Raw genomic sequence first — 23,153 nt, 5'->3', positions numbered from 1 at the left:
CGCCGCCTGTGGCTGCCACAGGTACCGCACGTCCGGCTCCCGCTCCTCGTTGCCTGCGCCGTCCGTCCACTCCACGGCGGTGAAACCGTGCCGCTCGTAGAAGCGGTGGGCGGGCGTGTTGACCTGGAAGGTCCACAGTGAGAGCCGTCCCGGTGCGCGTTCCTTGGCCAGCGCGACGAACCGGTCCCCGATCCCGCGCCCACGCCATTCCGGAGCGAGGTACAACTGCGACAGCTCCTCGCCCTCCAGCACCAGCACGCCGACGACCTCTTCGCGCGCCGTCTCCGCCACCCAGGTCTCACGCAGGGGCACCACCACATGGTGGAAGTACTCCCGCACCTCGTCGTCGGACCGCGGTCTGACGACCGTGGGCAGCGCCGAGGCGAAGGAACGCAACCAGACGTCGGCCGCGCCACGGGCATCGGCGGCCGTCGCCCGCCGAAGGACGACCGCTTGTCCGTCCGCTTCCCCGCTCACGGATGCTCCCGCCTCGTCACGTCGGCGTTCGGCGCGTCGGCGGGCGCGTCGTCCGGCACCACCGCCGTCGCCGTGATCTCCACCAACTGCCCGGGATATCCGAGGCAGCTCACCCCGAGCAGAGTCGAGGAATGCGGGCCCGCACTGAGCCCCGACGCCTCGACGACCTCCCAGACGGCGGCCAGGATGCCGGGCTCGGCGCTCACGACGTACACCTCGGTCGACAGGACGTGGCGCAACCCGCTCCCGACGGCGCGCACCTGCTCGGTGAGGTTCGCGATCACCTGCTCCGCCTGACGGACCGGGTCGCCCTCGCCGACCAGCCGGCCCTCCCCGTCGAGCGGAACGGATCCGGCCAGGAAGGCGAGCCTCGTCCCGGCCCCGACGACCGAGGCATGAGCGTAGGTGGGCGGCGGGAACAGGCCGGGCACGGTGATGCGCTGGATCACGTGGACTCCTGGGGCGGTGGGCGATCGGCCTCCCGATCGTCCGCTCTCCCGACTGCCTCCGCACTCGAATATCCGGCCCACTCTCCCCCCGGCCGTGCGCTGAGCCGTGCCCGCAACTCCCGCATCCGAAGCCGGCCCGCCACCCGCCCCGCGGTGGACCTGCGCGTCACGGCCGCCGCGGCGGCCCGGAAGGCGGCGCCGCGCTCCACGGCCTCCACCCGGTCCACGGCGTACAGGCGTGTCGGCGGCGCCGAGCCGAGGTACGGGTGGCTGCGCAGCAGATCGGGCTCGCCGAGCAGCCGGCGCACCATCTCCGCAGTCCAGCCCCTGGCCCGCAACCCCGCCGCCGACACGTGACCGCGCCGCGGCCCGGGCTCGCCCCCGCCGGGCTCCCGGGCCCGTACCGCGCTCTCCTTCTCTGTCGGCCCGAGGCCGCCGTCGTCCCGCCTGCCCTGCCGGCCCGGGCTTCCTTCGTCGCGCTTCCACGATGCCATCACGACACGACCTCCCCCGCCGCTACGCTCAGTGACGCTTTCCTTGATAACGCGTGCCACTGACAATCCCCTCGTGCCGCGTACCGACCGGGCGTACGCTTCGGCGTCCACCCGACCGCACCCTCCCGTCAGGAGCCCACGGCAGTGCCCTTCCTCGCGGACCAGACCTTCCTCGACACCACCGCCGACCGACTGGCCGCCCTGCCCACCGTCCGGGCCGTCACCCTCGGCGGCTCCCGGGCCCAGGGCACGCACCGGCCGGACAGCGACTGGGACCTGGCGGTCTACTACCGCGGCGCCTTCGACCCGGCCGACGTCCGTGCCCTCGGCTGGCCCGGAGAGGTCTCCGAGGTCGGCGCCTGGGGCGGCGGCGTCTTCAACGGGGGAGCGTGGCTGACCGTCGACGAACGCCGGGTGGACCTGCACTACCGCGACCTCGACGTGGTCGAGCACCAGGTGGCGGAGGCGCAGGCGGGGCGCTTCGAGGTCGAGCCGCTCATGTTCCACCTGGCAGGCATCCCGACGTACCTGGTCGTCGCCGAGCTGGCGATCAACAGGGTGCTGCGCGGCGAACTGCCCCGCCCCTCCTACCCGGAGGCCCTCCGCGCCACGGCCCCGGAGCACTGGTACGGCGCGGCAACGGCCACCCTCGCCTACGCCGGGGCGGGCCACGCCCCCAAGGGCGCCCTCACCCAGGTCGCCGGCGCGATCGCCCTCGCCACGACGCAGACGGCGCACGCGGTGATGGCGGCACGGGGGGAGTGGGTCACCAACGAGAAGGGGCTCGTCGAACGGGCAGGGCTGGGCACGATGAACGGGCTGCTGGCGACGCTGCGGCCGGATCCGCGGTCCCTGTCACGATCGGTGACCGAGGCCGAGCTGATGCTGAGCGAGGCAGTGGACGCGGGCTGACGACGACGGTAGCGGGGCCGGAGCCGCACTCGGCCCCCAGGAGCCCGACGGCTCGGCCCGGCCTGGCCCGTCAGGCCCGACTGCCTGGTCCCGGCCCGGCCCGCCCGGCCGACTTCACATCACCGAAACCCGTCCGTTTCCGGCCCCTGGAGAACCGGCCGTACGCTTGACCGTGCACCACCCGGCCCGGCCACCGTCGCCCGAAGGCTCACCCCCGCCCTCGACCGACGACAGGAGCCCCGCGCCCCGTGTTCCGCACCCTCCGTCGTGCCCGCCCCGTCGCCCTCACGCTTCCGCCGTGGCTCGCCCACACCCTGAGCGCCCAACGCGGTCCGGTGCCCTGGAGCGCGGTGGTCCGCGGCGCGCTGGCCGGAGGGCCGCTGCTGCTGGTCGCGATGCTCGCCGACCGGGCGCCCCTGGGGGTCGTCGCCGCCATCGCCGCCATGTTCGCCGGCATCAACGACCGGCCGGGCAGCCGCCGTACCTCCGTACGACGGATCGGCGTCCCCGCGCTCGCCGGAGCGGTCGGGCTGCTCGTGGGGACGTACTCCGGCGACCACCTCGACGCCGTACCGCTGACGCTGGTGCTGACCTGCCTCGGACTGGTCGCGGGCGGGTTCAGTGCCGTCGGAACCGTGGCTTCCGGGGCTGGCACGCAGTTGCTGGTCGCCACCGCCGTAGGGGCCGGGATGCCGCTGCCCGGCCCCGCCTGGCAGAGTGCGCCGGTCTTTCTCGCCGGCGCCGGGTGGCTGCTCGTGCTGCGGCTGGCGCTGCCGACACCCGGTTCCCTCGGCGGGGACTCCCGCCTCGCCTTCCGCTTCGACGGGGAGCGGGCCGCGGTCGCCGCCGTCTACGATGCCGTCGCGGCGCTCCTGGACGCCGCGGGCACCGAGCACGCCGCCGCCCGCAGGGCCGCGCTCACCGCCGCCCTCGACCAGGCGCAGGACGCGCTCACCGGGCCCCGGCTGCGACGCCATGCCTCGTCCGCGGCCGAGCGGCGGCTGCACGCCCAGTACGCCGCCGCGTTGCCGCTGGGCGAGGCGGCGACCGCCCTCGCGTGGGCCGAGCGGACCCTCCCGCCGCGGACCGGTGAGGGCCCCCGGCGGCTCGCCGCCGCCGTCCGTGGCAACACCCCGGCCGGTCCGCTGCCCGCGCCCAGCCGCACCGAGCCCGCCCTGCGCGCCCTGGACGACGCCCTCCTGCACGCCGCCGAGGCCTTCGACCGGGGCCGGGGCCGCGACCTGCACACCCGCAGGCGGTCGGCCGTCTCCCTGCTGCGCGCCGTGCTCGGCGCCGGCGGGCGCGAGTACGGGCTGCGCGCCGGGCTCTGCTTCGGGGCCAGTGCCGCCGTCGCCCAGGCCCTGCACCACGGGCCCTGGCACGGGGCCCACCAGCACTGGTACTGGCTGCCCGCCACCGCCGTCTTCCTCGTGAAGCCCGACCTCGGACCGCTGGCGTCCCGGGTGCTGTGCCGGGCGGCCGGGACGGTCCTCGGGGCACTGCTCTTCGCCGGGCTCGCCGCCGTGCTGCCCCGCCCGGAAGGGCTCGTGGCCCTCGTCGCCGTCTGCGGCGCCCTGGTACCGGTCGCCGCGCGGCACTTCGCCGCGCAGACGACCGTGGTCACCGTCCTCGTCCTGGCCCTGATCATGGTGGCCGGCGAACCCCAGGCCTCGGTCAGCCGCATCGGGGAGACCCTGCTGGCCTGCGCGATCGTGCTGGTCGTCGGGCACCTGCCGATGCCGGGGCAACGGGGCGGCGGGGTCCGTACCCGCATCGAGGCCGCCGACGCCGCCGCGCACGCCTACCTCGCCCACGTACTGAGCGAGTCCGGCGACCGCGGCATGCGGTGGACGCTGCGCCGCGAGGCCTACCGCACGCTGGCCGAAGCCCGTACCGCGATCGCGCTGGCCGCCGCCGAACTGCCCGCCCTCGCGCGGCACTCCGAGGGCGCGGACGACGTCGCCGCGGTCCTCGAACGGCTCGTCGACACCACCACCGCGTGCGCCGTGCACCTCGACGACACCGGCCGGCTCACGCCCCGCCACACCGCACGGCTCGCAGAGCTGAGAAGCGAACTCGCCGCGCGCCGCGGGCCCGTGGCACTGCGCGAGCCCGCACCACGTCCGGCCGAGTGAGCATCCCGTCGGACGGCTGCCACCTCACCGCCCGGGCCGTACGTTGGCGTGATGACCCCCTCCTCCCGTGAGCAGCCCACCGGCTCCCGTGCCCGGTCCACCGGCTCCCGTGCCCGGTCCACCGACAGCCACGAGCAGCCCACCGGCTCCCGTGCCCGGTCCACCGACAGCCACGAGCAGCCCACCGGCTCCCGTGCCCGGTCCACCGACAGCCACGAGCAGCCCACCGAGGTCCTCGGACCCGCCGACCTGATCGTCACCGGCTGCACCGTCCTCGTGCACGACGATCGCGAGCGGATCGGTTTCGCGCAGGACGCGGCCGTCGTCGTGCGGGACGGTCTCGTCCACTCCGTGACGACGGCCGCCGCCGTGGCGGACCTTCCCGCCGCCGACCGAATCGACGCGCGCGGCCAGGTCGCCCTCCCCGGGCTGATCAACTGCCACACGCACGCGCCGATGGTCGCCCTGCGCGGGCTGGCGGAGGACCTGCCCACCGAGGAATGGTTCAACGACGTCGTCTGGCCCGTCGAGTCCAACCTCACCGAACGCGACGTCGAGCTGGGGGCCCGGCTGGCCTGCGCCGAGATGATCCGCGCGGGCGTCACCTCCTTCGCGGACCACTACTTCGCCATGGACACCGTCGCCGCCGTGGTCGCCGAGTGCGGGATGCGGGCCCTTCTGGGCCAAGCCTACTTCTCCTCGCAGGGACCCGAGGGGCGGGAACGGTCCCTTGAGTTCGCGCTGCGGCACCGGGACACCGCCGGCGGCCGCATCACGACCGCCCTCGCACCGCACGCCCCCTACACCGTGACCGACGCCGACCTCGCCGCCACCGCCGTACTCGCCCGCGACCACCGTCTGCCCGTGCACCTGCACGCCGCGGAGAACCGCGACCAGACCGACACCAGCCTCGCCCGGCACGGCGCCACGCCGATCGAGATCCTGGAACGCACCGGGATCCTCGACACCGACGTGCTCCTCGCACACGGCACCGGCATCGTCGAGGCCGATCTGCCGCTCCTCGCGCGCGCGGGTGGACGTACGGCCGTGGCGACCGCGCCCCGCGGCTACCTCAAGTTCGCCTGGCCCACCACCACCCCCGTCCGCGCCCTGCGCGACATCGGCGTCCCGGTCGGCCTGGCCACCGACGGCGCCGCCTCCAACAACTCGCTCGACGTATGGGAGTCGATGGCCCTCACCTCCCTGATCCAGAAGGCGACCGAGGGCGACCCCCGCTGGCTCTCCGCCCGTCAGGCCCTGCACCATGCCACCGTGCAGAGCGCCCATGCGGTCGGGCTGGGGGACGTCGTCGGGCGGATCGCGCCCGGCCTCCGGGCCGACCTCGTCCTCGTCGACCTCACCGGCCCGCACACCCAGCCCGTGCACGACCTCGCCGCCACCCTGGTGCACAGCGCGCGCTCCGCCGACGTGCGCACGACGATCGTCGACGGGCGCGTCCTCATGCGGGACCGCGAACTGCTCACCCTCGACGTCCCCGCGGTGGTGCGGGAGTTGGGGGAGCGGCTGCCCGCCCTGACCGACCGGGGGCACGGCCGCCGCATCCAGGAGTACGACACCAGATCATCCAGGAGTACGACACCTGGTCCGCGCCGCCGACACGCATCCGTAGGGCGGCTCGGAAAAGAAATCCACCGAGCCGCGATGAGTTCCGCTCGTTCCGGCGGTCACCACCCTTCGACCGAACGTCGCACCGGAGGAGCCGCAGCCATGTCCCTGCCCGAGATCGTCACCCGCGCGGAGTGGCGCGCGGCGCGCGAGGCCTTACTGGACAAGGAGAAGGCGGCCACCCGTGCGCGGGACGCGCTCAACGCCGAGCGGCGCGGGCTGCCGATGGTGGAGGTCGACAAGGAGTACGTGTTCGAGGGCGGCGACGGCAAGGCCACGCTGCTCGACCTCTTCGAGGGACGCGACCAGCTCGTCGTCCACCACTTCATGTTCGCTCCGGAGTGGGACGCCGGCTGCCGCGGCTGCTCCGCGTTCCTGGACCAGACAGGGCACCTCGCGCACCTGAGGGCCCGCGGTACGTCGTTCGCGGCGGTCTCCCGGGCGCCGTACCCGAAGATCCTGCCCTTCAAGGCGCGGATGGGCTGGACCCTGCCCTGGTACTCGTCGTACGTCAGCGACTTCAACACCGACTTCGAGGTGACCCTGGAACTCGTCGAGCGACCCGGACTCAGCTGCTTCCTGCGGGACCGCGACCGGGTCTTCCACACCTACTCGACCTACGGGCGCGGCCTCGACGGACTCGGCTCGACCACCAGCCTCCTCGACCTGACCGCGCTCGGCCGGCGGGAGCCCTGGGAGAAACCCGAGGGGCGCGCGTCGGCCCTCGGTGCGCCTGCGGAAGCCGAGGCAGTCCGCTACCACGACGAGTACGAGGCCTGACACGCAGAGTGGCGAACACGGCCGAACGGCTGAGGCGCGGGTCACACTTTGCGGTGAACGAGTGTCAACTATGTCTCAGTACCATCACCGCACGAGCCGTTGGCTCCATGGTTGGCGTTTAACTCTACGAGTACAGCGCTACATGGAGGTGCGGGGTGAACGGGCGAACGGTGCTCGAACGCTTTCCCGCCGGCGGACCGCGTGGATCCTGGCCGGCCGAGGAATTCGCGAACGCGCGACGTCTGGAGGGCCTGCCCGCCGAGGTCGTCATGGATCTCGCCACGGACATGTTCCTGGTCATCGTCCGCGGCGGACACGCCGCCGGTGACGCGGCCGCCTGACGCGCCCGGTCCCCTGACGAGTCCGCCCCCTCCGAGCCGTCAGCCCGCCTCCGGTGCGTGTACCGGCGCCTTGGTGAACTGCTCGGCCTGCAACGAGTACAGCTCCGCGTAGACCCCGCCGGTGGCCAGCAGCTCGTCCGGCGTCCCGGACTCCACGAGCCGGCCCTGGTCGAGGACGTGCACCAGGTCGGCATGGCGCACGGACGCCAGGCGGTGGGTGATCAGGACGACCGTCTGCCCGCGGCCGGCCAGGGCGCGGATCTTCTCGAAGACCTCCAGCTCGGCCCGGGCGTCCAGGGCCGCCGTCGGCTCGTCCACGATGAGGATGTCACCCCGCCGGTACGCGGCGCGGGCGATCCCGACGCGCTGCCACTGGCCGCCGGACAGCTCGTGCCCGCCGCTGAAGTCCCGGGCCAGCAAGGTGTCCAGGCCGCGTGGCAGGTCCGCGACCACGTCCTGGGCTCCGGCCTCGGCGACCGCCTCGGTCAGGCGTTCCTCACCGAGCGGCATCGAGGAGCGGCCCACCGCGACGTTCACCCGCGCGGTGAACGGCCAGCGTTTGAAGTCCTGCGCCACCATGGCGATGCGTTCGGCGAGCCCGTGCCGGTCGGCCGTCGCCGCGTCGACGCCGTCCCAGGTGATCCGGCCCCCGTCCGGCGCGTACAGCCCGGCGAGCAGCTTGACCAGCGTCGTCTTGCCCGAGCCGTTCTCACCGACGAGAGCCACGATCCGGCCCAGCGGCAGCGACAGGGTCACGTCGTCGAGCGCCGGGCGGGTCGCGTCCCCCGGGTAGCGGAACGTGACGTTCTCGAAGCGGATCTCCTTCGGGTCCTCGGGCAGCGCGGCACCGCCCATCGGGATGGCGCGGGCGGCGGCCTCCGTGTGCAGCCGTTCCAGGTCACCGACGAACAGGGCCTCCTCATGGAGCGCGTTGACCTCCACGACCAGGGTGCCCAGGCTCTGCGAGCCGGTGCGGACGGCGATCACGGCCGTACCCGCCACCGACAGGGCCATCGCCCCGCCCAGCAGGAGCCCGCCGAGTGTGACGTAGGTGGCCGCCGTCGCCAGCCCCGTCCAAGCCGCCGCGATCAGCCCGGTACGGGCCGCGAGGCGGGCCAGCCGGGCCTGCTCCGCCTCGGCGGTCTCCGACATCGCGCGGAAGTGCCGCAGCAGGAAGGGCCCCACTCCGTGCACCCTGATCTCGGGGGCCGCGGCCGGTTCGATGAGCAGTCTGGCCAGGAGCCGTCCCGCCCGCTCGTGCTGGACCCAGGCGTGGAAGGACTGGTACCGGCGGCGGGCGAGGGTCAGCGCGCTCCAGGCGCTCGGCAGGGTCATCGTCACCATGAGCGGCAGCAGCGCCGGATGCAGCACGGTCAGTACGCCGGCCGCCGCGACGAGCGAGATCATCGCGTTCACCACGCGGGTGCCGATCGAGATCATGCGTCGCGCGGAGGCGGCGCCGTACTGGGCGGTGTCCAGGAGCTTGTGGAAGGCGTGGTCCTCGATGGCGGACAGTTCCACGGCCGCCGCCCGCTCCAGGTAACGCTCGGTGGCCACCCGCTCCACCTTGGGCTCCAGCCGCCCCGTCGCGTACGTCGACGCCGCCCTCAGCAGCGCCGCGACGAGCATCGCCGCGGCCACGGTGACCAGGGCCGGGACGGTCTCGCGCAGCCGTTCCTCGATCGGGCCGGCGGTCAGCAGACCGGCCAGCACACTGTTGACGGCGAGCAGACTGACCGCCTGCGCCAGACCTCGGCCGATCTCCGCCGCCAGCACCGTCCGCGCCGCCTGCGGGTCGGCCTGCCGGGCGAGCCGAAGGCTGGAGGCCAGCAGGGACGGCAGCCGGGTCAGCATCGCCCGGAAGCCCAGCTCCATGAAGGCGTCGGCGTGCTGGCTCCAGCCCATGTCGTAGCGGAGCGGGCCGCCGAAGAGCAGCCGCTCCGAATCCGACACCCCGGCTGATTCCGTGCCGCCCTTCCTGCGCACCCGTCGGCCTCCCCCCGATTGTGGACGGACGGCCACTATCGCCGGGGCGGGATGCCTGCGGGCAGGGCGCGAGCCGGGGAGGCCGGGGCGCGCGGGCGCACACGCGGCCGGAGGATGCCGGAAAGGGGCGCGCGGGATGAGGCCGGGAAGCGCGGAGGTGCGATGAGACGCGGTGGGCGGGAGGGCGTGGCGGCGCGGTGGCGCCGTGCGGCGGAGGGTGTGGTGCGGGAGGGGCGTTGCCCGGTGGGCGTGTCGGCGCAGGCGTGGTGATTCGGGCGGGCGTGGTTGTGCGGGGTGGTACGGGAGGTCGCCGTGGTCCCTACGCGGTCACCGGACGCGACCACGTCGGCGTCGTGTTCGTCAGTCGGCACAGCGCGAGGTAGAGCGGGATGGGCGGGGTGTAGGGGACGGTGCCGTCCGGGCGGTGGATGAGGCCGGGGACGCTCGGGACGTCGGGGACGACCGCGCCGGTGGCGTACCGAGCGGGCGCGGGCCACTCCAAGGCGTAGTCGGAGTCGGACGGGACGATCCACCACCAGTGCGCGGCGTCGGCGTACACGCAGCCCACGCGTGGCAGCCGGGGGAGCACCAGGGGGCCGAGGCGGGCGGGTACCGCCACCGCGTCGCAGCCCAGCGGTGCGGTCATGCCGTCCGGCACGGGCAGCCGCCGGGGTGTCCCGGGGGCGTGCAGTCCGCGCTGGAGGCGGACCAGTGTGTCCAGACCGATGGGTCGGATGCCGGACGCAGCCCTCATAGCCATTCGGTCTCCGTTCCGCGGCGCGCCTCTTGCCGGCGTCCCTCCGCCTCGCCGTCGTCGCCCGTGCCGTCGGCGGGGCCGGGCTTCGGGCGGGCGCCCCAGCCCAGGTCGTTGTGGGGCTCCGACGGGTCGCGCGGCCCGTCGGCCTTGCGCGGCAGCTCGGCCCAGACCAGCAGGCCGGGGCCGTGCTCGTGGGCGCCCCAGGCGTCGCACAGGGCGTCGACGAGGAGCAGCCCCCTGCCGTGCTCGTCCTCCGGCTGCTGATCGGCCGAGGGGCGTGGCCGGCCCGGGGCGCAGCCCTCGTCGCGCACGGCTATGCGGACCAGGTCGGCGCCGTCGTGCAGCTCGCACACTATGTGTCTGCTCGCGGTGTGCACGATCGCGTTGGTCACCAGTTCGGAGACCACCAGGGCCGCGGTGTCGCAGGTGTCCTCGCACACCGACCAGCCGTTCAGCCGAGCGCGCGTCAGGCGTCTGGCCTGCGCGGGAGAGCCCGGATGTGCGGCCAGCTCGAAGCGGAACCGGCGCGGGGCGGCGGCGGTCCCCGAGGGGCCGGCTCCCATGGCGGCACCGAGGCCCAGGGAGCCCGCGGTGGCGTCTGTTCCTAAGGGCGCGGACGGAATCACGCTTGCCACTATCGCCCCGCCGTGAACACTTGGCAAGTGTCACTCTGAAAAATGCAGAGTGCTGTGTGACGGTCTGGACGGCCGTGGCACACTGCTCGCAACAGCACGTCGAGCGGCGCCACTTCAGATCAGCGAAGGTCTGCCCGGACTTTCGAAAAGGTCTTCGAATGGCGCCGCCGGGCTGTCCGCACGTGGATTCTTCGGGACTCTTCAGGAGGTGGGCGGTGAGCGAGCCGCGGTCAGCGCCGACGGTCGGCCAGGTCGTTCTCGGCCGACGCCTGCTGGACCTGCGGGAACGCGCCGGTCTCAAGCGTGAGGAGGCCGCCCGCATCCTTCGGGTCGCCCCGGCCACCGTCCGCCGCATGGAGATGGCCGAGGTCGCCCTCAAGATCCCGTACCTCCAGCTCCTGCTGAAGGCCTACGGCATCGGTGACGAGGAGGCCGACGCCTTCGTCCGGCTGGCCGAGGACGCCAACAAGCCCGGGTGGTGGCAGCGCTTCCACGACATCCTGCCGGGCTGGTTCTCCATGTACGTGAGCCTGGAGGGTGCGGCCGCCCTGATCCGCTCCTACGAGCCCCACTTCGTCCCCGGACTGCTGCAGACCGAGGACTACGCGCGCGGAGTGCTCCGCTCGGGAGCCATCGGGCAGACCCGGCCGGACGACATCGAGCGCCATGTCGACCTGCGCATGCGACGCCAGGAACTGCTCACCCGTGACGACGCGCCCAGGCTGTGGGTCGTGATGGACGAGACCGCCCTGCGCCGCCCCGTGGGGGGCCCGGAGGTGATGCGTGCCCAGATCGACAAGCTGCTCGAGGCCACGAAGCTGCCCAATGTGACACTGCAGGTCGCCCCGTTCTCCAACGGGCCGCACCCGGGCACCTACGGGCCCTTCGTGCTGTTCCGTTTCGCCGTGCCGGAACTCCCGGACATGGTCTACAGCGAGTACATGACCGGCGCCGTCTACCTCGACGCGCGCGCCGAGGTGGCGACCCACCTCGAGGTCATGGACCGCATGGCGGCGCAGGCCGCCACGGCACATCGCACGAAGGAGATCCTCCGGGATCTCCGCAAGGAGCTGTGAATGAATCGCATCGAGCCCCAGCGCTCGCCACGGACACGCGGCGAGCAGATCTACAACGGCATGCCCGCCCGTGATCTGGGCAGCGAGGGCTGGCACAAGCCGTGGAGCGGCGGCAACGGCGGCAACTGCCTGGAAGCGATGAAGCTCTCCGACGGCCGCGTCGCGGTCCGGCAGTCCACCGACCCCGACGGTCCCGCGCTGATCTACACGTCCGCCGAGATGACGGCCTTCATCGAGGGAGCGAAGGCGGGAGAGGCGGACTTCCTGCTGTCCTGACACGCGCACTCTGTTGATGCTTCTTTTTTAACTGCTTGGCACCTGGTCAACCACCTGACCTCAGGAGGAACGAGGGACAACCGCTGGACCGCCCGGGCGGCGGGCGTGCTCAGGCCGTCATCGGCCGGTCGTACGGACCGACCGGTGACGGAAGCCGGGTAGCGCCGCCCGACAGGTGCCGGTCGACGGCCGCCGCCACCGCCCGTCCCTCCGCGATCGCCCACACGATGAGCGACTGCCCGCGAGCCGCGTCCCCGGCGGCGAAGACGCCCGGCACGTTCGTCATGAAGTCCCGGTCCCGGGCGATCGTGCCGCGGGGCTCCAGCGCCACCCCCAGCCCGTCCACGAGCCCGTCCTTTCGCCCGGGTCCCGAGAAGCCGAGGGCGAGGAGGACGAGGTCGGCGGGGAGCGATCGCTCGGTACCGGCCAGCGGGCGGCGCCCGGCGTCCACTCCGACCAGGTGCAGTGAGCGCACACGACCCTCCGCGTCGCCGGCGAAGCGGAGCGTGGACGCCGCGAACAGCCTGGCGTCCGCGTCCGCCGCCGGTGCGGACCGCAGGTCACGCGCCTCCTCGTGCGCGGCCGACAGCCGGTACAGCCTCGGATGCGTCGGCCAGGGCTCGGCCTCCTCGTCCCGCGCCGCACCCGGTTGCGCGTAGATGTCGAGCTGCGTCACGGACGCGGCCCCCTCCCGGACCGCCGTGCCGAGGCAGTCCGCGCCCGTGTCACCGCCGCCCACGATGACCACGTGCTTCCCGTCGGCGGACAGCGGGGAGCGCTCCAGATCGCCCTCGCACACCCGATTGGCCAGCGGCAGGTACTCCATCGCCTGGTGGACACCGGCCAGCTCCCGGCCGGGTACGGGCAGTTCGCGCCAGGCGGTCGCCCCGACGGCGATCACCAAGGCGTCGTACCGGGCCCGCAGCTCGTCGGCGGCCACGTCCCGTCCGACCGTCGTCGACACACGGAACCTGGTGCCCTCGGCCCGCATCTGGTCGATACGCCGCTCCAGATGGCGCTTCTCCATCTTGAATCCGGGGATGCCGTAGCGCAGCAGCCCGCCGATCCGGTCGTCCCGCTCGTAGACGGCGACGGTGTGTCCGGCGCGGGTCAGCTGCTGCGCCGCCGCCAGTCCGGCGGGTCCCGACCCGATCACCGCCACCGTCCTCCCGGACAACCGGTCCGGTGGGCGCGGCGGGGTGAAGCCCTCCGCCCAGGCCCTGTCGGCGATCGCGCACTCGACGTTCTTGATGGTGACGGCCGGCTGGTTGATGGCGAGCACACAACCCGATTCGCACGGCGCGGGGCACAACCGGCCGGTGAATTCGGGGAAGTTGTTCGTGGCGTGCAGCCGCTCGCTCGCCGCCCGCCAGTCCGACCGGGCGACCAGGTCGTTCCACTCCGGGATCAGGTTCCCGAGCGGGCAGGCCTCGTGACAGAACGGAACGCCGCAGTCCATGCAGCGGTCGGCCTGGGCGCCGACGATCGGCAGCAGCGCACCGGGGACGTACACCTCGTCCCAGTCCCGGACCCGCTCCTCGGCCGGCCTGCGGGGCCACTCCTCGCGGGGTGTGGTCAGGAAACCCTTGGGATCGGCCATGGCCGTCGTTCCTTGCTCACCGGGGTGGCTGGCCGTGCGCGCCGTCGTGCGGCGCCCTTCCGCCCCACGATACGTCCCGCCGCCCCCGGGCGCAGGCCGCCCCGAGTCCCTCCATCACGGCGCCCCCGCCCGGCGCACCCCGCTCACCTCGCGTCGGTGTCACGACCGGTGGGACGGGTGCCGTCTTGCGCCGTGGCCGGGGTCCGGTGGCGGCGCACCCCTTTCGCGGCCGGTGTTCCGGTCCGCGCGGCCCGGTGCCTCGTGCCGGCGCCGCCGGCTTCGTGGATCCCGGCCGCGTGCTCAGGTGAGGGCCAGCACGTACGCCACCGCCGCCGCCGCTGAGGCGCCCGTGCGGACGTGATTCCACGCCGTCCACTCACGCACGTAGACGGGCCACTGGCCGGCCGCCTCCGCGGTGCCGGGATCCCGCCGGAGCAGCGCGGTGTTGCGCGGCACGTTGGCGGCCGCCGTGACTCCGAACGACCCGACCAGATACAGCGTGCTGCCCAGCAGCAGCTCCACCGCGGCTCCCTCCGGCCACAGCACGAACGTCACCACGGCGATCACCGCGGCCAGCCCGGCCGTCCCCAGGAACAGCAGCATGAAGGCCGGCCGCACCGCCGCCCTGTTGACCGCGTTCATCGCGGCGACTCCCTGCGCGGGCGGCAGCGCGGCGAGCCCCCGCATGACGAAGGCGGAGAAGGCGTAGAAGGCGCCGGCCGTCATACCGGTCCCGAGCGCACCTACCACCGTCAGCACGAAGTACGGTCCCTCGGTCATGTCCTGTCAGCTCCCACCCGTCGAGTCGTTGTCCGCCCGGCACCGCCGGCCGTCGATCACCCCAGTCAACGTCCGCCCGGGCGGCGCCGGCCATGGCCGAGCGGCGCGTGCGCATGCGCGGGCGTCCAGGCGGGGGGACCGGAGGCTGACGCATCATGGGCGGGTGCGACTGGAAGCGATCACCTGGGACAGGCTCGGCGACCTGCTCGCCGAGCGCGTGCTCGACCTCGCGCCCGCCGACGGATCCGCCTGGCCGCGTGTCGCCTTCGACGGCGCGCCGGCCGCCCGCCCCGGCGACCTCGCCGAGCGGGTCTCCGAGGCGCTGCGCGTCCGCGGCCGCCCCGCCCTCGTCGTCGGCACGCAGGGCTTCCTGCGCCCCGCCTCGCTGCGCCTGGAGCACGGACGTCAGGACGTCGAGTCCTACTACAGCGGCTGGCACGACACCGGTGCCCTCTGGCGCGAGGTCTTCGACCCGCTCGGCCCCGGCGGTGACGGGCGCGTCCTGCCCGACCTGTGGGATCCGGTCACCGACCGCGCCACCCGCAGCCCTTATGCCACCCTGCCACCCGGCGGGGCGCTGCTGCTGCACGGGCCCTTCCTGCTGCACCACTGGTTCCCCCTCGACCTGAGCGTCCACGTCGTCCTCGGTCCCGGCGCCCTGCGCCGCCGCACCCCCGAGGCCGAGCAGTGGACCCTGCCCGCCTTCGAGCGCTACGACGAGGAGACCGATCCCTCCGGCACCGCCGACGTCCTGGTGCGCGCCGACGATCCACGCCATCCCGCCTGGAGCGGCTGACGCGCCCGGCCGGTACAGCCCGGCACTCCGTGCACTCCAACTCCTTTTATATGCGCGCGCATACAACTACGCTGTCGCCATGACGATCTCCTCCGGCGCTGCCGCCGATGCCACCGCTGCCCATGTCTCCACGCTCTCCTTCGACGAACCGGTCCGTGCCCTGCTGGACGGCAGGAACTTCGCCTCCGTCGCCACGCTCGGTCCCGACGGCGCCCCGCACAACTCCGTGGTGTGGATCAAACGCGAGGGGGACACCGTGCTCTTCTCCTCCGTGGACGCACGCCAGAAGGTGCGCAACCTCCGCCGCGACCCCCGGATCAGCCTGTCCGTCTACGACCTCACCGACCCGTACACCTCCGTGGAGATCCGCGGCACCGCCGAGATCGTCCCCGACGGCGAGAAGAGGCTTCCGCGCGAGCTCTCCCACAAGTACCTCGGCATCGATCCGCCCGCGGAGAAGGAGGAGGAGACTCGAGTCATCATCCGTGTCGTGCCGCGGAAGATCGTGGGCTTCTCGGTCTGAGCGGGGCCCCACCGCCCTCAGAGCCAGCCGCTGCGCCGAAAGCCCCTGTGGAGTGCCAGGCAGGCGGCGGCTATCACGCCGATGACCAGACCGTAGCCGTACCGCCAGTGCAGTTCCGGCATGTGGTCGAAGTTCATGCCGTACACACCGCACACCATGGTGGGTACCGCGACGATCGCGGCCCAGGCGGTGATCTTCCGCATGTCCTCGTTCTGCGCGACCGTCACGCGGGCGAGGTGTGCCTGGAGGATGGAGTTGAGCAGTTCGTCGAAGGCCGCGATCTGCTCGGTGGCTCGCAGCAGATGGTCGGCGACGTCCCGGAAGTAGGCCTGTATCTCCGGCTGGACCACTCGGGAGGGGCGTGCGGCCAGCTCCTCCAGCGGCCGGCCGAGCGGCACCACGGCCCGCCTCAGTTCGAGGAGTTCGCGCTTGAGCTGGTAGATCCGGCCCGGATCGACCCGCGCGCCGTGCTCCGCGAACACCTCCGTCTCGACATGGTCGACGTCCGCCTGGAACGCCTCGATGACACTGAGGAAGTCGTCCACGACATGGTCCGCGATCGCGTGCAGCACCGTGGACGGGCCCTTGGCGAGCTGTGCGGGGTCGGCCTCCAGCCCTTCCCGCAGGGGCCCGAGGGAGCCGTGCATCCCGTGCCGCACGGTAATCACGAAGTCCTCGCCGACGAAGACCATGATCTCGCCGGTGCTCACCACCTCGCTGGTGGCCGTGAGTTCCTCGTGCTCCACGTAGCAGACCGTCTTGAACACGGCGAAGAGCGTCTCCCCGTACCGCTCCACCTTGGGGCGTTGATGAGCCTCGATGGCATCCTCGACCGCCAGCGGATGCAGGTCGAAGAGCTCCGCGACGCCCGCGAACTCCTGGTCCGTCGGCTCGTGCAGCCCCAGCCAGACGAATCCGGCCCCCCGCTTGCGCATGCGCGTCACGGCCTCGACCGGATCACCGCCCTCGGGGGTGCGGACACCGTCCCGATACGTCACGCAGTTCACCACCGAGGAACCCAGCGGGGAGCGGGCGGGATGGCTCAGGTCCACACGTGGGCGACGCCGCGCCAGCCGAGCCACCTTGCGCAGACCACCGACCTTCCCCAGCCCCGTGACCTTCCGTAGATTCCCTGCCATCGTCATCCGCGTCCCCCTCGCGTCGGTCCTCCGCGCCATGCCTTCCCGCGCCTTGATGCGCCAGTTTGCCAGGCCGGCGGGAGCGGCGGACGCGCCTGTGGAAGGGGAGCGTTCCGCTTTGTTCCCGGCTGTGGACAGGCGGTTCGCACGGCGCCGGGGCCGGCCACGGCCCGGTCCGCCCGAGCCCGGCCCGGCCCCGGTCCGGGCGGGCCCGCTGACAGCCCGGAGGGACGCCGCGTCGGAGCGTCGACCGCTTCCGGCGGACCGGACAACTGGGATGATCGCCGCATGACGCGAGCCGACGGATACCTTCTCGACAACCGACAGGCCGAGGCGGCGGAGCGCTTCGACGCCTTCGCCACCCTCTTCGACCCGACGACGTTCCGGCATTTCCAGGCGCTCGGCGTCGGTCCCGGCTGGCGGTGCTGGGAGGCCGGAGCCGGCGGCACCTCGGTGGTGTCCTGGCTGGCCAAGAAGGTGGGGCCGACCGGCCGGGTCCTCGCGACCGACATCGACACCTCGAGGGTCGCTCCGGCCGGCCGGCCGCCGGTCGAGGTGCGCGTCCACGACGTGGGCGCGGAGGAACCGCCGGGGGAGGGCTTCGACCTGGTGCACGCCCGGCTCGTCCTCGTGCACGTCCCGGACCGGGAACACGCGTTGCGGTCCATGGTCGCGGCCCTTCGTCCCGGCGGCCGGCTCCTGATCGAGGACGCCGACCCCGCTCTGCAGCCCCTGCTCTGCCCCGACGAGCACGGTCCCGAGCAGCAGCTGGCCAACCGGCTGCGGCACGGCTTCCGCCACCTGCTGACCCGACGCGGCGCCGACCTCTCCTACGGCCGACGCCTCCCGCGCCTGCTCCGGGAGGCCGGGTTGCGCCGTGTGGAGGCCGACGCCTACTTCCCGGTCACCTCGCCCGCGTGCGCCGCCCTCGAATCGGCGACGATCCGTCAGGTCCGCGACCAACTGGTCGGCGCCGGGGTGGCCACGCACGAGGACATCGACCGTCACCTCGCGAACGTCGCCTCCGGCACCATGGACCTCGCGACGGCGCCGATGGTCTCCGCGTGGGGACGCAAGGCGTAGGCGCACACGGCCCCGGGCCCACCGTCCCCGGCCGACGTGGAGGGAAGCACCGAGGACCGGCCGGTTCCGGGCGCGGAGCCCTCCGGCCGACCGCCACCGTGCCCACGGGGGAGGAGGTGCCGACGGCACACCGCCCTCACCCCGCACCCCCGCCTCCCGGCGTGCACAGGCCGTCACTCCGACGACCGCGGAGGCCTGGCACCCACCCGTGCGACCGCCTCGGCTCCCGCCCGGCACCCCGCGGCGGCAGCCTCCTCGGCCCCCGCACCGGCGATCAGGGCCGCGAGCAAGGCGCCGGTGAACGCGTCGCCGGCGCCGGTACTGTCCCGCGGCGACGCGGGCGCGGCGGGGACGCGCGCACACACGACGCCGGACCGGGCCACCAAGGCCCCCTCCGCGCCCTGCTTGACGATCACCGACGGCACGTGCCGACTGAGCTTCGCCGCCGCGTCGGCCGCGCCCGGCTCCCCGGTGAGCAGGCACGCCTCGTCGCGGCTGGGCAGCAGCACCTCCACGCCCTCGACCAGGCCGAGGAAGCGGTCGACGCCCAGCGTGGAGAGGAATCCCGCCGACGCCGGATCCAGGCTGACCGGCACCCCCCGCGCGCGTGCCGCGGTCAGGGCGACCGACACCAGGGCGCGGCCCGACTCGGAGAACAGGAGATAACCCGACAGGTGCAGCCGGGTCACGCCGTCGAGCAGCGCGTCCGACCAGTCGTCGGGGCCGATCCGCAGCGACGCCCCGCTGTCCGTGAGGAACGTCCGCTCGGCCGCGGCGCCCAGGTCGACGAGACAGATCACCGTGCTCGTCGGCGCCGCCGCGTCGACGACGAGGAGGGGCCGCACCCCCCGGGCCACCAGTTCCCGCTCGTGCCAGACCGCCGCGTCGATGCCCACCCGCCCCAGCAGCCGTACGTCCCCGCAGCCTCCGTACGCGGCCCAGCACGCCACATTGGCACCCGCGCCACCGGGCAGCCGGTGGATCGAGGCGGCCGTGTCCGTGCCGACGGCCAGCGGCCCCCGGTGCCGGGCGACGACATCGGTGACGACGTCGCCGACGACCAGCAGAGCGCCGCCGTGCCCCGCGGTCACGCTCCTGCCCACGCTGCCGCGATGCGTGCCGCCAGGCGTACGTTTCCGCGTACCGCCGCCAGGTTGGCGTTCAGCGAGGCGCCGTCCGTGTGCCGTACCAGGTGGTCGAGGAGGAAGGGGGTCACCGCCTGGCCCGTGACCCCCTCCCGCTCGCACGCGTCCAGCGCTTCGGCCAGCACCCGCGCGTGCAGCACGGGGTCGAGCTGCGCCTCCTCGGGGACGGGGTTGGAGACCACGAGCGCGGACGGCGGCCCGCCGAGCGCGTCCTGTGCCCGCATGACCGCCGCCACCTGCTCCGGGTCGTCCAGCGTCCAGTCCACCGGATGCCCCGAGTCGGACAGGTAGAAGCCGGGGAAGCGGTCGGTGCCGTACCCGGCCACCGCGACCCCCAGCGTCTCCAGCCGCTGCAGGGTCGCCGGTACGTCCAGAATGGACTTCACGCCCGCGCAGACCACCGTGATCCGGGTACGGGCCAGCAGACCCAGATCTGCCGACTCGTCCTGCGTCGCCGTCCACTGGCGGTGAACGCCGCCGAGCCCACCGGTCGCGAAGACCCGCACGCCCGCCAGCGCGGCCAGCAGGGCGGTCGCCGACACGGTGGTCGCCCCGCTCGCGCCGACCGCCACCGCCAGGGGCAGATCACGGTGGCCGAGCTTGCGGATGCCGTCCTCGTTCGCGACGCGCTCCAGCTGCTCCTTGTCGAGGCCCACGTGCGCGCGTCCGTCCAGCACGGCGATGGTCGCCGGTATGGCGCCCTCCCGGCGTACCGCCTCCTCCAGCTCCCGTGCCACCAGCAGATTGCGCGGGCGCGGCAGCCCGTGCGCGATGATCGTGGACTCCAGGGCCACCACGGGACGACGCGCGTCGATCGCCGCCCGCACCTCCTCCGACACCACCAGCACCACGTGTCCGCCTCCTGTCCGTCGGTTTCCTCTCATCCCTGGCGGGCCGGGGACCGGGCCAAACCCCTCGCGGACCCCGGGCGAGCCCTTGCGGCCCTCACGCAGGAGCACCAGCCTGGACACCATGACGGACCACACGACACGTCTCGACCATGTCGTCCTCTGGGTGCGCGACCCGATCGCCGCGGCCGGCTTCTACGAGAAGACCCTCGGCACGCAGCCGCTGCGCGTCACCGAGTACGCCGCGGGGACCGTGAGCTTCCCCTCCGTGCGCCTCAACGACGAGACCATCCTCGATCTGGCGCCGCACTCACTGGCGGATCGCATGAGGATGGTCCCCGGTGCCGAAAGCAGCGCGGGCCATCCCGTCAACCACGTCTGCCTGGCACTGTCACCCCACGACTTCGAGGCACTGCGCGCCCGCCTGGAGGAGCAGGCGGTTCCGGTCTCGGAACTCTCCTACGACTCCTACGGCGCGCGCGGCCCGGCCCGGCGCAGCTTCTACTTCGGGGACCCGGACGGCAACATCATCGAGGCACGCCACTACGAGTGAACCACCCGACGCCCCTTGCGGCCGGAGCTCAGAACAGCGGCTCGGGCAGCACGCCCTCCAGGGCGAGAAGCTGCCGCTTGGTGTCCACACCGCCCCCGAACCCGCCGATGCGGCCACCGCTCTCGACGACCCGGTGGCACGGCACCACGACCGGCAGCGGATTGGCTCCCATGGCCATGCCCACCGCCTGGGCGGCAGCCGGCTGCCCCACCCGGCTCGCCAGATCGCCGTATCCGACGACCGAGCCGTAGGGCACGCCGGAGGCCAGCTCGCGCAGCACCTCCCGGTTGAAGCCCGAGATCAACGACCAGTCCAGCGGCAGGTCGAAGTCACGTCGCGTGCCCGCGAGGTACGCCGTCATCTGTCGTATCGCCTCGGCCAGCAGTGGGGAACCGGGCGCCTCGACGGGGTCCGCGCCCAGGCGCGCCGCGAGCCGTTCGAGCGCCCGCTCACGAGTGGTCCCGGTGGCGTGGAAGGCGACGTTGACCAGACCTTCGGGGGTGGCGGCCAGCAGCAGCGGACCGATGCCGGTGTCGACGACCGTCCACACGACCTGCTGCGCGTACTGCCCATGGCTGTCCATGCGCCCACCGTACGGCCGGCCACTGACAGAGCCCGGAGCCTCGGGGACGAGAACGCCCCGAGGCCCCGGGCCGGGCGGGGTCACCGGAGGACGGAGGCCTCCGCCTCGCCCACGGCCTCCCGCACCACGTCGGGCCTGTTCGTGATGATGCCGTCGACGCCGTACCCCGCGACCAGCCGAGCGGTGTCCGCGGCGTCGACCGTCCAGGTGAGGACCTCCATCGGCCGGCCGTGCGGCCCCGTGAACGCGTGGACGGACGAGACGTAGCTCATGGACAGCGAGCCGTAGGACGGGTTGATCTGGTCGGTGAACTCCGCGTACTCGGGCAGGTCCGACACGGGAGGTGTGCCGAGGAACCCGGTCTTCACGGTGGGCTTGAGGTCGTGGACGGTGCGGATGCTGTCGGCGTCGAAGCTCTGCACGACCAGGCGCCCGGCCACGTGGTGCCGGTCGAGCCAGCCCTCGTTGGCGAGCACCTTGAGCGTCTGCTGCTCGATGCCCGGATACAGGTCCGGGCTCTTCAGCTCCAGCAGCAGCTTCTGGTGGTGGTGCTCCAGGCGGTCCACGAACTGCTCCAGGGTCGGCACCCGCGCCCCCGCGTACTCGGGGCCGAACCAGCTGCCCGCGTCCAGTCGCGCGATCTCGGCGGCGGTGAAGTCCCTCACGTTCCAGGGGGCCCGGTCGGGGAACACCTCCTCCACGTCGGTCGTACGCCGCAGGCTGTTGTCGTGGAGGACGACGAGCCGGCCGTCCTTGGTGCGCTGGACGTCGTTCTCCACCCAGCGGATGCCCAGTTCGGCCGCCTTGTCGACGGCGGCCAGGGTGTTCTCCGGCGCATACCCGGAGGCGCCCCTGTGGGCGATCACCGAGGGCCCGTCGGCGTCATCACTGTGGGTGGCTCGGGCGTGAGAGAGGGGGGCGATCAGGGCGACCCCCAGGAGCGCGGTGGTCGTGACGGCAACTGCGCGCGCGTGCATGCGTACTCCTCGCGTCGAGCGATCACGGACAGCATCACTGTGACACCGGAGCGTCAACGGGAGAGGGGTGCAGAATGGCCACAGGCTGAATGGAGTCGCTCAACTCCGCTCACCGGGACCGCACAAGTGAGGCAGGCCCGTGATTCTTTGCCGGAGAATCGTTCGACCATTCCGGTGGGAGTCATACTCTCTGCACTCGACCCTGATCGTTCGCGCGGTCCCGGGAGGGGCGCACATCAGGACATCCGGGGCATGACCCCGGGGCGTAAGAAGGCGGAAGGGCAGCCGCACATGCAAGGCACGGTCGACGGATTCAACTACGGACTCGTCACACCGCTGGTGGCCTACCTCATGGCCTGCCTCGGCGGTGCCCTCGGGCTGCGCTGCACCACGAGGTCCATGAGGGTCACCCGGTCCTGGCGCCCCGGGTGGCTCGCGCTCGGCTCGGCGGCGATCGGCTCCGGCATCTGGACGATGCACTTCATCGCGATGATGGGGTTCACGATCGACCGCACGCCGATCCGCTACGACTGGCTGATGACCTTCGCCAGCCTGGCCGTCGCCATCGTCATGGTGGGCATCGGGATCTTCATCGTCGGGTACCGGGGGGCGCGCGGGACGGCCCTGTTCACCGGCGGCACCATCACGGGCCTGGGCATCGCCTCGATGCACTACCTGGGAATGGCCGGCATGCGCCTGGACGGGCAGCTGACGTACAACACCTTCACCGTCGCCGTGTCCGTCGCCATAGCCATGGCCGCCGCCACGGCCGCCCTGTGGGCGGCCGGACAGGTCCGGGGGTTCCTGTGGAGTGTGGGGGCCAGCCTGGTCATGGGGCTGGCCGTCACCGGCATGCACTACACCGGCATGGCCGCCCTGGAGGTCCACGTCCACGGCACGACCGATCCGGCCTCCGGCGGATCGCCGGCCGAACTGCTGGCCCCCATGCTGATCGGGCCCCTCGCCTTCCTCCTCCTCGCCGGCGTCGTGGTGATGTTCGACCCGCTGATGGTCACGGGGCAGCCCGCCGACGTCCCGCTGGACCGGAAGCCGGGCGTCCCCGCCCACACCGAGCCGCCGCACAGGACCCGTCACCCCGCGGTCCACCACACCCCGCACCACACCCGCCGCACCCTCGTCCACCGACGCTCCCGCACCCCGCAGAACCGCTGATCCCGACCC

General features: G+C 73.1%; 23 protein-coding genes and 2 pseudogenes. 12 read left to right on the top strand and 13 right to left on the bottom strand.

The annotated features are described in order from the left end of the window. Positions 1-9 precede the first annotated feature (9 nt). The 3 genes and pseudogenes from ACZ6EG_RS01030 to ACZ6EG_RS01020 form a co-directional block, all read right to left on the bottom strand. Positions 10-477, bottom strand: a pseudogene (locus ACZ6EG_RS01030) (GNAT family N-acetyltransferase); the annotation flags it as partial. Further along, a complete protein-coding gene (locus ACZ6EG_RS01025) occupies positions 474-926 on the bottom strand; it encodes a RidA family protein (protein WP_469600546.1) in 453 nt (150 codons plus the stop codon). The pseudogene ACZ6EG_RS01030 and the gene ACZ6EG_RS01025, both read right to left, overlap by 4 nt. Then, positions 923-1,420 (bottom strand): hypothetical protein, encoded by a 498-nt coding sequence (locus ACZ6EG_RS01020; protein ID WP_391967578.1) that lies wholly within the window; start codon positions 1,418-1,420, stop codon positions 923-925. Before ACZ6EG_RS01020 ends, ACZ6EG_RS01025 begins: the two co-directional genes overlap by 4 nt. A 144-nt stretch (positions 1,421-1,564) precedes the next feature. Between ACZ6EG_RS01020 and ACZ6EG_RS01015 the strand changes: the two genes are divergently transcribed. From ACZ6EG_RS01015 to ACZ6EG_RS00995, 5 genes and pseudogenes are all read left to right on the top strand, one after another. Continuing rightward, positions 1,565-2,332 (top strand): nucleotidyltransferase domain-containing protein, encoded by a 768-nt coding sequence (locus ACZ6EG_RS01015; RefSeq protein WP_391967577.1) that lies wholly within the window; start codon positions 1,565-1,567, stop codon positions 2,330-2,332. Between the two features lie 248 nt (positions 2,333-2,580). After that, positions 2,581-4,467, top strand: a complete 1,887-nt coding sequence (locus ACZ6EG_RS01010) for an FUSC family protein (RefSeq protein WP_469600541.1) — start codon at positions 2,581-2,583, stop codon at positions 4,465-4,467. Positions 4,468-4,518: 51 nt separating this feature from the next. Then, positions 4,519-6,045 (top strand): annotated as a pseudogene (locus tag ACZ6EG_RS01005) (amidohydrolase); the annotation flags it as partial. 150 nt (positions 6,046-6,195) lie between these two features. After that, positions 6,196-6,873 carry a DUF899 domain-containing protein gene (locus ACZ6EG_RS01000; RefSeq protein WP_469601633.1) on the top strand — a complete coding sequence of 226 codons (678 nt, stop codon included), beginning with the start codon at positions 6,196-6,198 and terminating at the stop codon, positions 6,871-6,873. A 155-nt stretch (positions 6,874-7,028) separates the two neighbouring features. Then, positions 7,029-7,214: a hypothetical protein gene (locus ACZ6EG_RS00995; protein ID WP_053129041.1), complete on the top strand. Its 186-nt coding sequence runs from the start codon at positions 7,029-7,031 to the stop codon at positions 7,212-7,214. A gap of 39 nt (positions 7,215-7,253) precedes the next feature. On the opposite strand, the gene ACZ6EG_RS00990 is transcribed toward ACZ6EG_RS00995, so the two are convergent. The 3 genes from ACZ6EG_RS00990 to ACZ6EG_RS00980 form a co-directional block, all read right to left on the bottom strand. Beyond that, positions 7,254-9,119, bottom strand: coding sequence for an ABC transporter ATP-binding protein (locus tag ACZ6EG_RS00990; RefSeq protein ID WP_469601630.1), 1,866 nt, complete (start codon positions 9,117-9,119; stop codon positions 7,254-7,256). Between the two features lie 400 nt (positions 9,120-9,519). Beyond that, positions 9,520-9,954, bottom strand: a complete 435-nt coding sequence (locus ACZ6EG_RS00985; RefSeq protein ID WP_356607943.1) for a hypothetical protein — start codon at positions 9,952-9,954, stop codon at positions 9,520-9,522. Continuing rightward, the gene (locus tag ACZ6EG_RS00980) at positions 9,951-10,592 is read right to left on the bottom strand and encodes an ATP-binding protein (protein ID WP_391967573.1); all 642 of its coding nucleotides are present in this window, start codon (positions 10,590-10,592) and stop codon (positions 9,951-9,953) included. Before ACZ6EG_RS00980 ends, ACZ6EG_RS00985 begins: the two co-directional genes overlap by 4 nt. Positions 10,593-10,807: 215 nt before the next feature. On the opposite strand from ACZ6EG_RS00980, the gene ACZ6EG_RS00975 reads away from it, so the two are divergent. Further along, on the top strand, positions 10,808-11,668 hold the full coding sequence (locus ACZ6EG_RS00975; protein ID WP_391967572.1) for a helix-turn-helix domain-containing protein: 861 nt from the start codon (positions 10,808-10,810) through the stop codon (positions 11,666-11,668). Continuing rightward, positions 11,669-11,944 (top strand): DUF397 domain-containing protein, encoded by a 276-nt coding sequence (locus ACZ6EG_RS00970; RefSeq protein WP_391967571.1) that lies wholly within the window; start codon positions 11,669-11,671, stop codon positions 11,942-11,944. Between the two features lie 109 nt (positions 11,945-12,053). On the opposite strand, the gene ACZ6EG_RS00965 is transcribed toward ACZ6EG_RS00970, so the two are convergent. After that, positions 12,054-13,544 (bottom strand): glutamate synthase subunit beta, encoded by a 1,491-nt coding sequence (locus tag ACZ6EG_RS00965; protein WP_391967570.1) that lies wholly within the window; start codon positions 13,542-13,544, stop codon positions 12,054-12,056. 300 nt (positions 13,545-13,844) lie between these two features. Next, positions 13,845-14,324 (bottom strand): anthrone oxygenase family protein, encoded by a 480-nt coding sequence (locus ACZ6EG_RS00960; RefSeq protein WP_391967569.1) that lies wholly within the window; start codon positions 14,322-14,324, stop codon positions 13,845-13,847. 163 nt (positions 14,325-14,487) lie between these two features. Here ACZ6EG_RS00960 and ACZ6EG_RS00955 point away from each other — a divergent pair, with 163 nt between their 5' ends. Together ACZ6EG_RS00955 and ACZ6EG_RS00950 are read left to right on the top strand one after the other, a co-directional pair. Beyond that, complete coding sequence (locus tag ACZ6EG_RS00955) at positions 14,488-15,120, top strand: nucleoside/nucleotide kinase family protein (protein WP_361018483.1); 633 nt, start codon at positions 14,488-14,490, stop codon at positions 15,118-15,120. A 79-nt stretch (positions 15,121-15,199) separates the two neighbouring features. Continuing rightward, entirely contained in the window at positions 15,200-15,643 is a 444-nt protein-coding gene (locus ACZ6EG_RS00950) for a PPOX class F420-dependent oxidoreductase (RefSeq protein ID WP_469600533.1), read from the top strand. Positions 15,644-15,660: 17 nt separating this feature from the next. Here the strand turns inward: ACZ6EG_RS00950 and ACZ6EG_RS00945 are convergent, their stop codons facing one another. Continuing rightward, positions 15,661-16,788 carry a magnesium and cobalt transport protein CorA gene (locus ACZ6EG_RS00945; protein WP_391967567.1) on the bottom strand — a complete coding sequence of 376 codons (1,128 nt, stop codon included), beginning with the start codon at positions 16,786-16,788 and terminating at the stop codon, positions 15,661-15,663. 282 nt (positions 16,789-17,070) lie between these two features. On the opposite strand from ACZ6EG_RS00945, the gene ACZ6EG_RS00940 reads away from it, so the two are divergent. Continuing rightward, complete coding sequence (locus ACZ6EG_RS00940) at positions 17,071-17,865, top strand: methyltransferase domain-containing protein (RefSeq protein ID WP_391967566.1); 795 nt, start codon at positions 17,071-17,073, stop codon at positions 17,863-17,865. 173 nt (positions 17,866-18,038) lie between these two features. On the opposite strand, the gene ACZ6EG_RS00935 is transcribed toward ACZ6EG_RS00940, so the two are convergent. Both ACZ6EG_RS00935 and ACZ6EG_RS00930 read right to left on the bottom strand, forming a co-directional pair. Beyond that, the gene (locus ACZ6EG_RS00935) at positions 18,039-18,968 is read right to left on the bottom strand and encodes a carbohydrate kinase family protein (RefSeq protein WP_469600529.1); all 930 of its coding nucleotides are present in this window, start codon (positions 18,966-18,968) and stop codon (positions 18,039-18,041) included. Continuing rightward, entirely contained in the window at positions 18,953-19,858 is a 906-nt protein-coding gene (locus tag ACZ6EG_RS00930; protein ID WP_391968260.1) for a pseudouridine-5'-phosphate glycosidase, read from the bottom strand. Before ACZ6EG_RS00930 ends, ACZ6EG_RS00935 begins: the two co-directional genes overlap by 16 nt. A 124-nt stretch (positions 19,859-19,982) precedes the next feature. Here ACZ6EG_RS00930 and ACZ6EG_RS00925 point away from each other — a divergent pair, with 124 nt between their 5' ends. Continuing rightward, a complete protein-coding gene (locus tag ACZ6EG_RS00925) occupies positions 19,983-20,411 on the top strand; it encodes a VOC family protein (RefSeq protein WP_469600526.1) in 429 nt (142 codons plus the stop codon). Between the two features lie 28 nt (positions 20,412-20,439). Here the strand turns inward: ACZ6EG_RS00925 and ACZ6EG_RS00920 are convergent, their stop codons facing one another. Further along, the gene (locus ACZ6EG_RS00920) at positions 20,440-20,994 is read right to left on the bottom strand and encodes a methylated-DNA--[protein]-cysteine S-methyltransferase (RefSeq protein WP_391967563.1); all 555 of its coding nucleotides are present in this window, start codon (positions 20,992-20,994) and stop codon (positions 20,440-20,442) included. Between the two features lie 80 nt (positions 20,995-21,074). Then, positions 21,075-21,971 (bottom strand): glycerophosphodiester phosphodiesterase family protein, encoded by an 897-nt coding sequence (locus ACZ6EG_RS00915; protein ID WP_391967562.1) that lies wholly within the window; start codon positions 21,969-21,971, stop codon positions 21,075-21,077. A gap of 291 nt (positions 21,972-22,262) precedes the next feature. Here ACZ6EG_RS00915 and ACZ6EG_RS00910 point away from each other — a divergent pair, with 291 nt between their 5' ends. Further along, on the top strand, positions 22,263-23,144 hold the full coding sequence (locus tag ACZ6EG_RS00910; protein WP_391968259.1) for an MHYT domain-containing protein: 882 nt from the start codon (positions 22,263-22,265) through the stop codon (positions 23,142-23,144). Positions 23,145-23,153 lie beyond the last annotated feature (9 nt).

The organism is Streptomyces sp. NPDC041968 (genome assembly GCF_055589025.1).
This window is presented reverse-complemented; position numbering and strand designations above follow the sequence as displayed.

Coding starts and splice junctions, on each gene's coding strand:
- ACZ6EG_RS00985 (WP_356607943.1), bottom strand. CDS start 9,954: ATGAGGGCTGCGTCCGGCATCCGACCCATCGGTCTGGACACACTGGTC.
- ACZ6EG_RS00925 (WP_469600526.1), top strand. CDS start 19,983: ATGACGGACCACACGACACGTCTCGACCATGTCGTCCTCTGGGTGCGC.
- ACZ6EG_RS00970 (WP_391967571.1), top strand. CDS start 11,669: ATGAATCGCATCGAGCCCCAGCGCTCGCCACGGACACGCGGCGAGCAG.
- ACZ6EG_RS01020 (WP_391967578.1), bottom strand. CDS start 1,420: ATGGCATCGTGGAAGCGCGACGAAGGAAGCCCGGGCCGGCAGGGCAGG.
- ACZ6EG_RS00915 (WP_391967562.1), bottom strand. CDS start 21,971: ATGCACGCGCGCGCAGTTGCCGTCACGACCACCGCGCTCCTGGGGGTC.
- ACZ6EG_RS00910 (WP_391968259.1), top strand. CDS start 22,263: ATGCAAGGCACGGTCGACGGATTCAACTACGGACTCGTCACACCGCTG.
- ACZ6EG_RS01000 (WP_469601633.1), top strand. CDS start 6,196: ATGTCCCTGCCCGAGATCGTCACCCGCGCGGAGTGGCGCGCGGCGCGC.
- ACZ6EG_RS00965 (WP_391967570.1), bottom strand. CDS start 13,544: ATGGCCGATCCCAAGGGTTTCCTGACCACACCCCGCGAGGAGTGGCCC.
- ACZ6EG_RS00940 (WP_391967566.1), top strand. CDS start 17,071: ATGACGCGAGCCGACGGATACCTTCTCGACAACCGACAGGCCGAGGCG.
- ACZ6EG_RS00950 (WP_469600533.1), top strand. CDS start 15,200: ATGACGATCTCCTCCGGCGCTGCCGCCGATGCCACCGCTGCCCATGTC.
- ACZ6EG_RS00990 (WP_469601630.1), bottom strand. CDS start 9,119: ATGGGCTGGAGCCAGCACGCCGACGCCTTCATGGAGCTGGGCTTCCGG.
- ACZ6EG_RS00945 (WP_391967567.1), bottom strand. CDS start 16,788: ATGACGATGGCAGGGAATCTACGGAAGGTCACGGGGCTGGGGAAGGTC.
- ACZ6EG_RS00920 (WP_391967563.1), bottom strand. CDS start 20,994: ATGGACAGCCATGGGCAGTACGCGCAGCAGGTCGTGTGGACGGTCGTC.
- ACZ6EG_RS00960 (WP_391967569.1), bottom strand. CDS start 14,324: ATGACCGAGGGACCGTACTTCGTGCTGACGGTGGTAGGTGCGCTCGGG.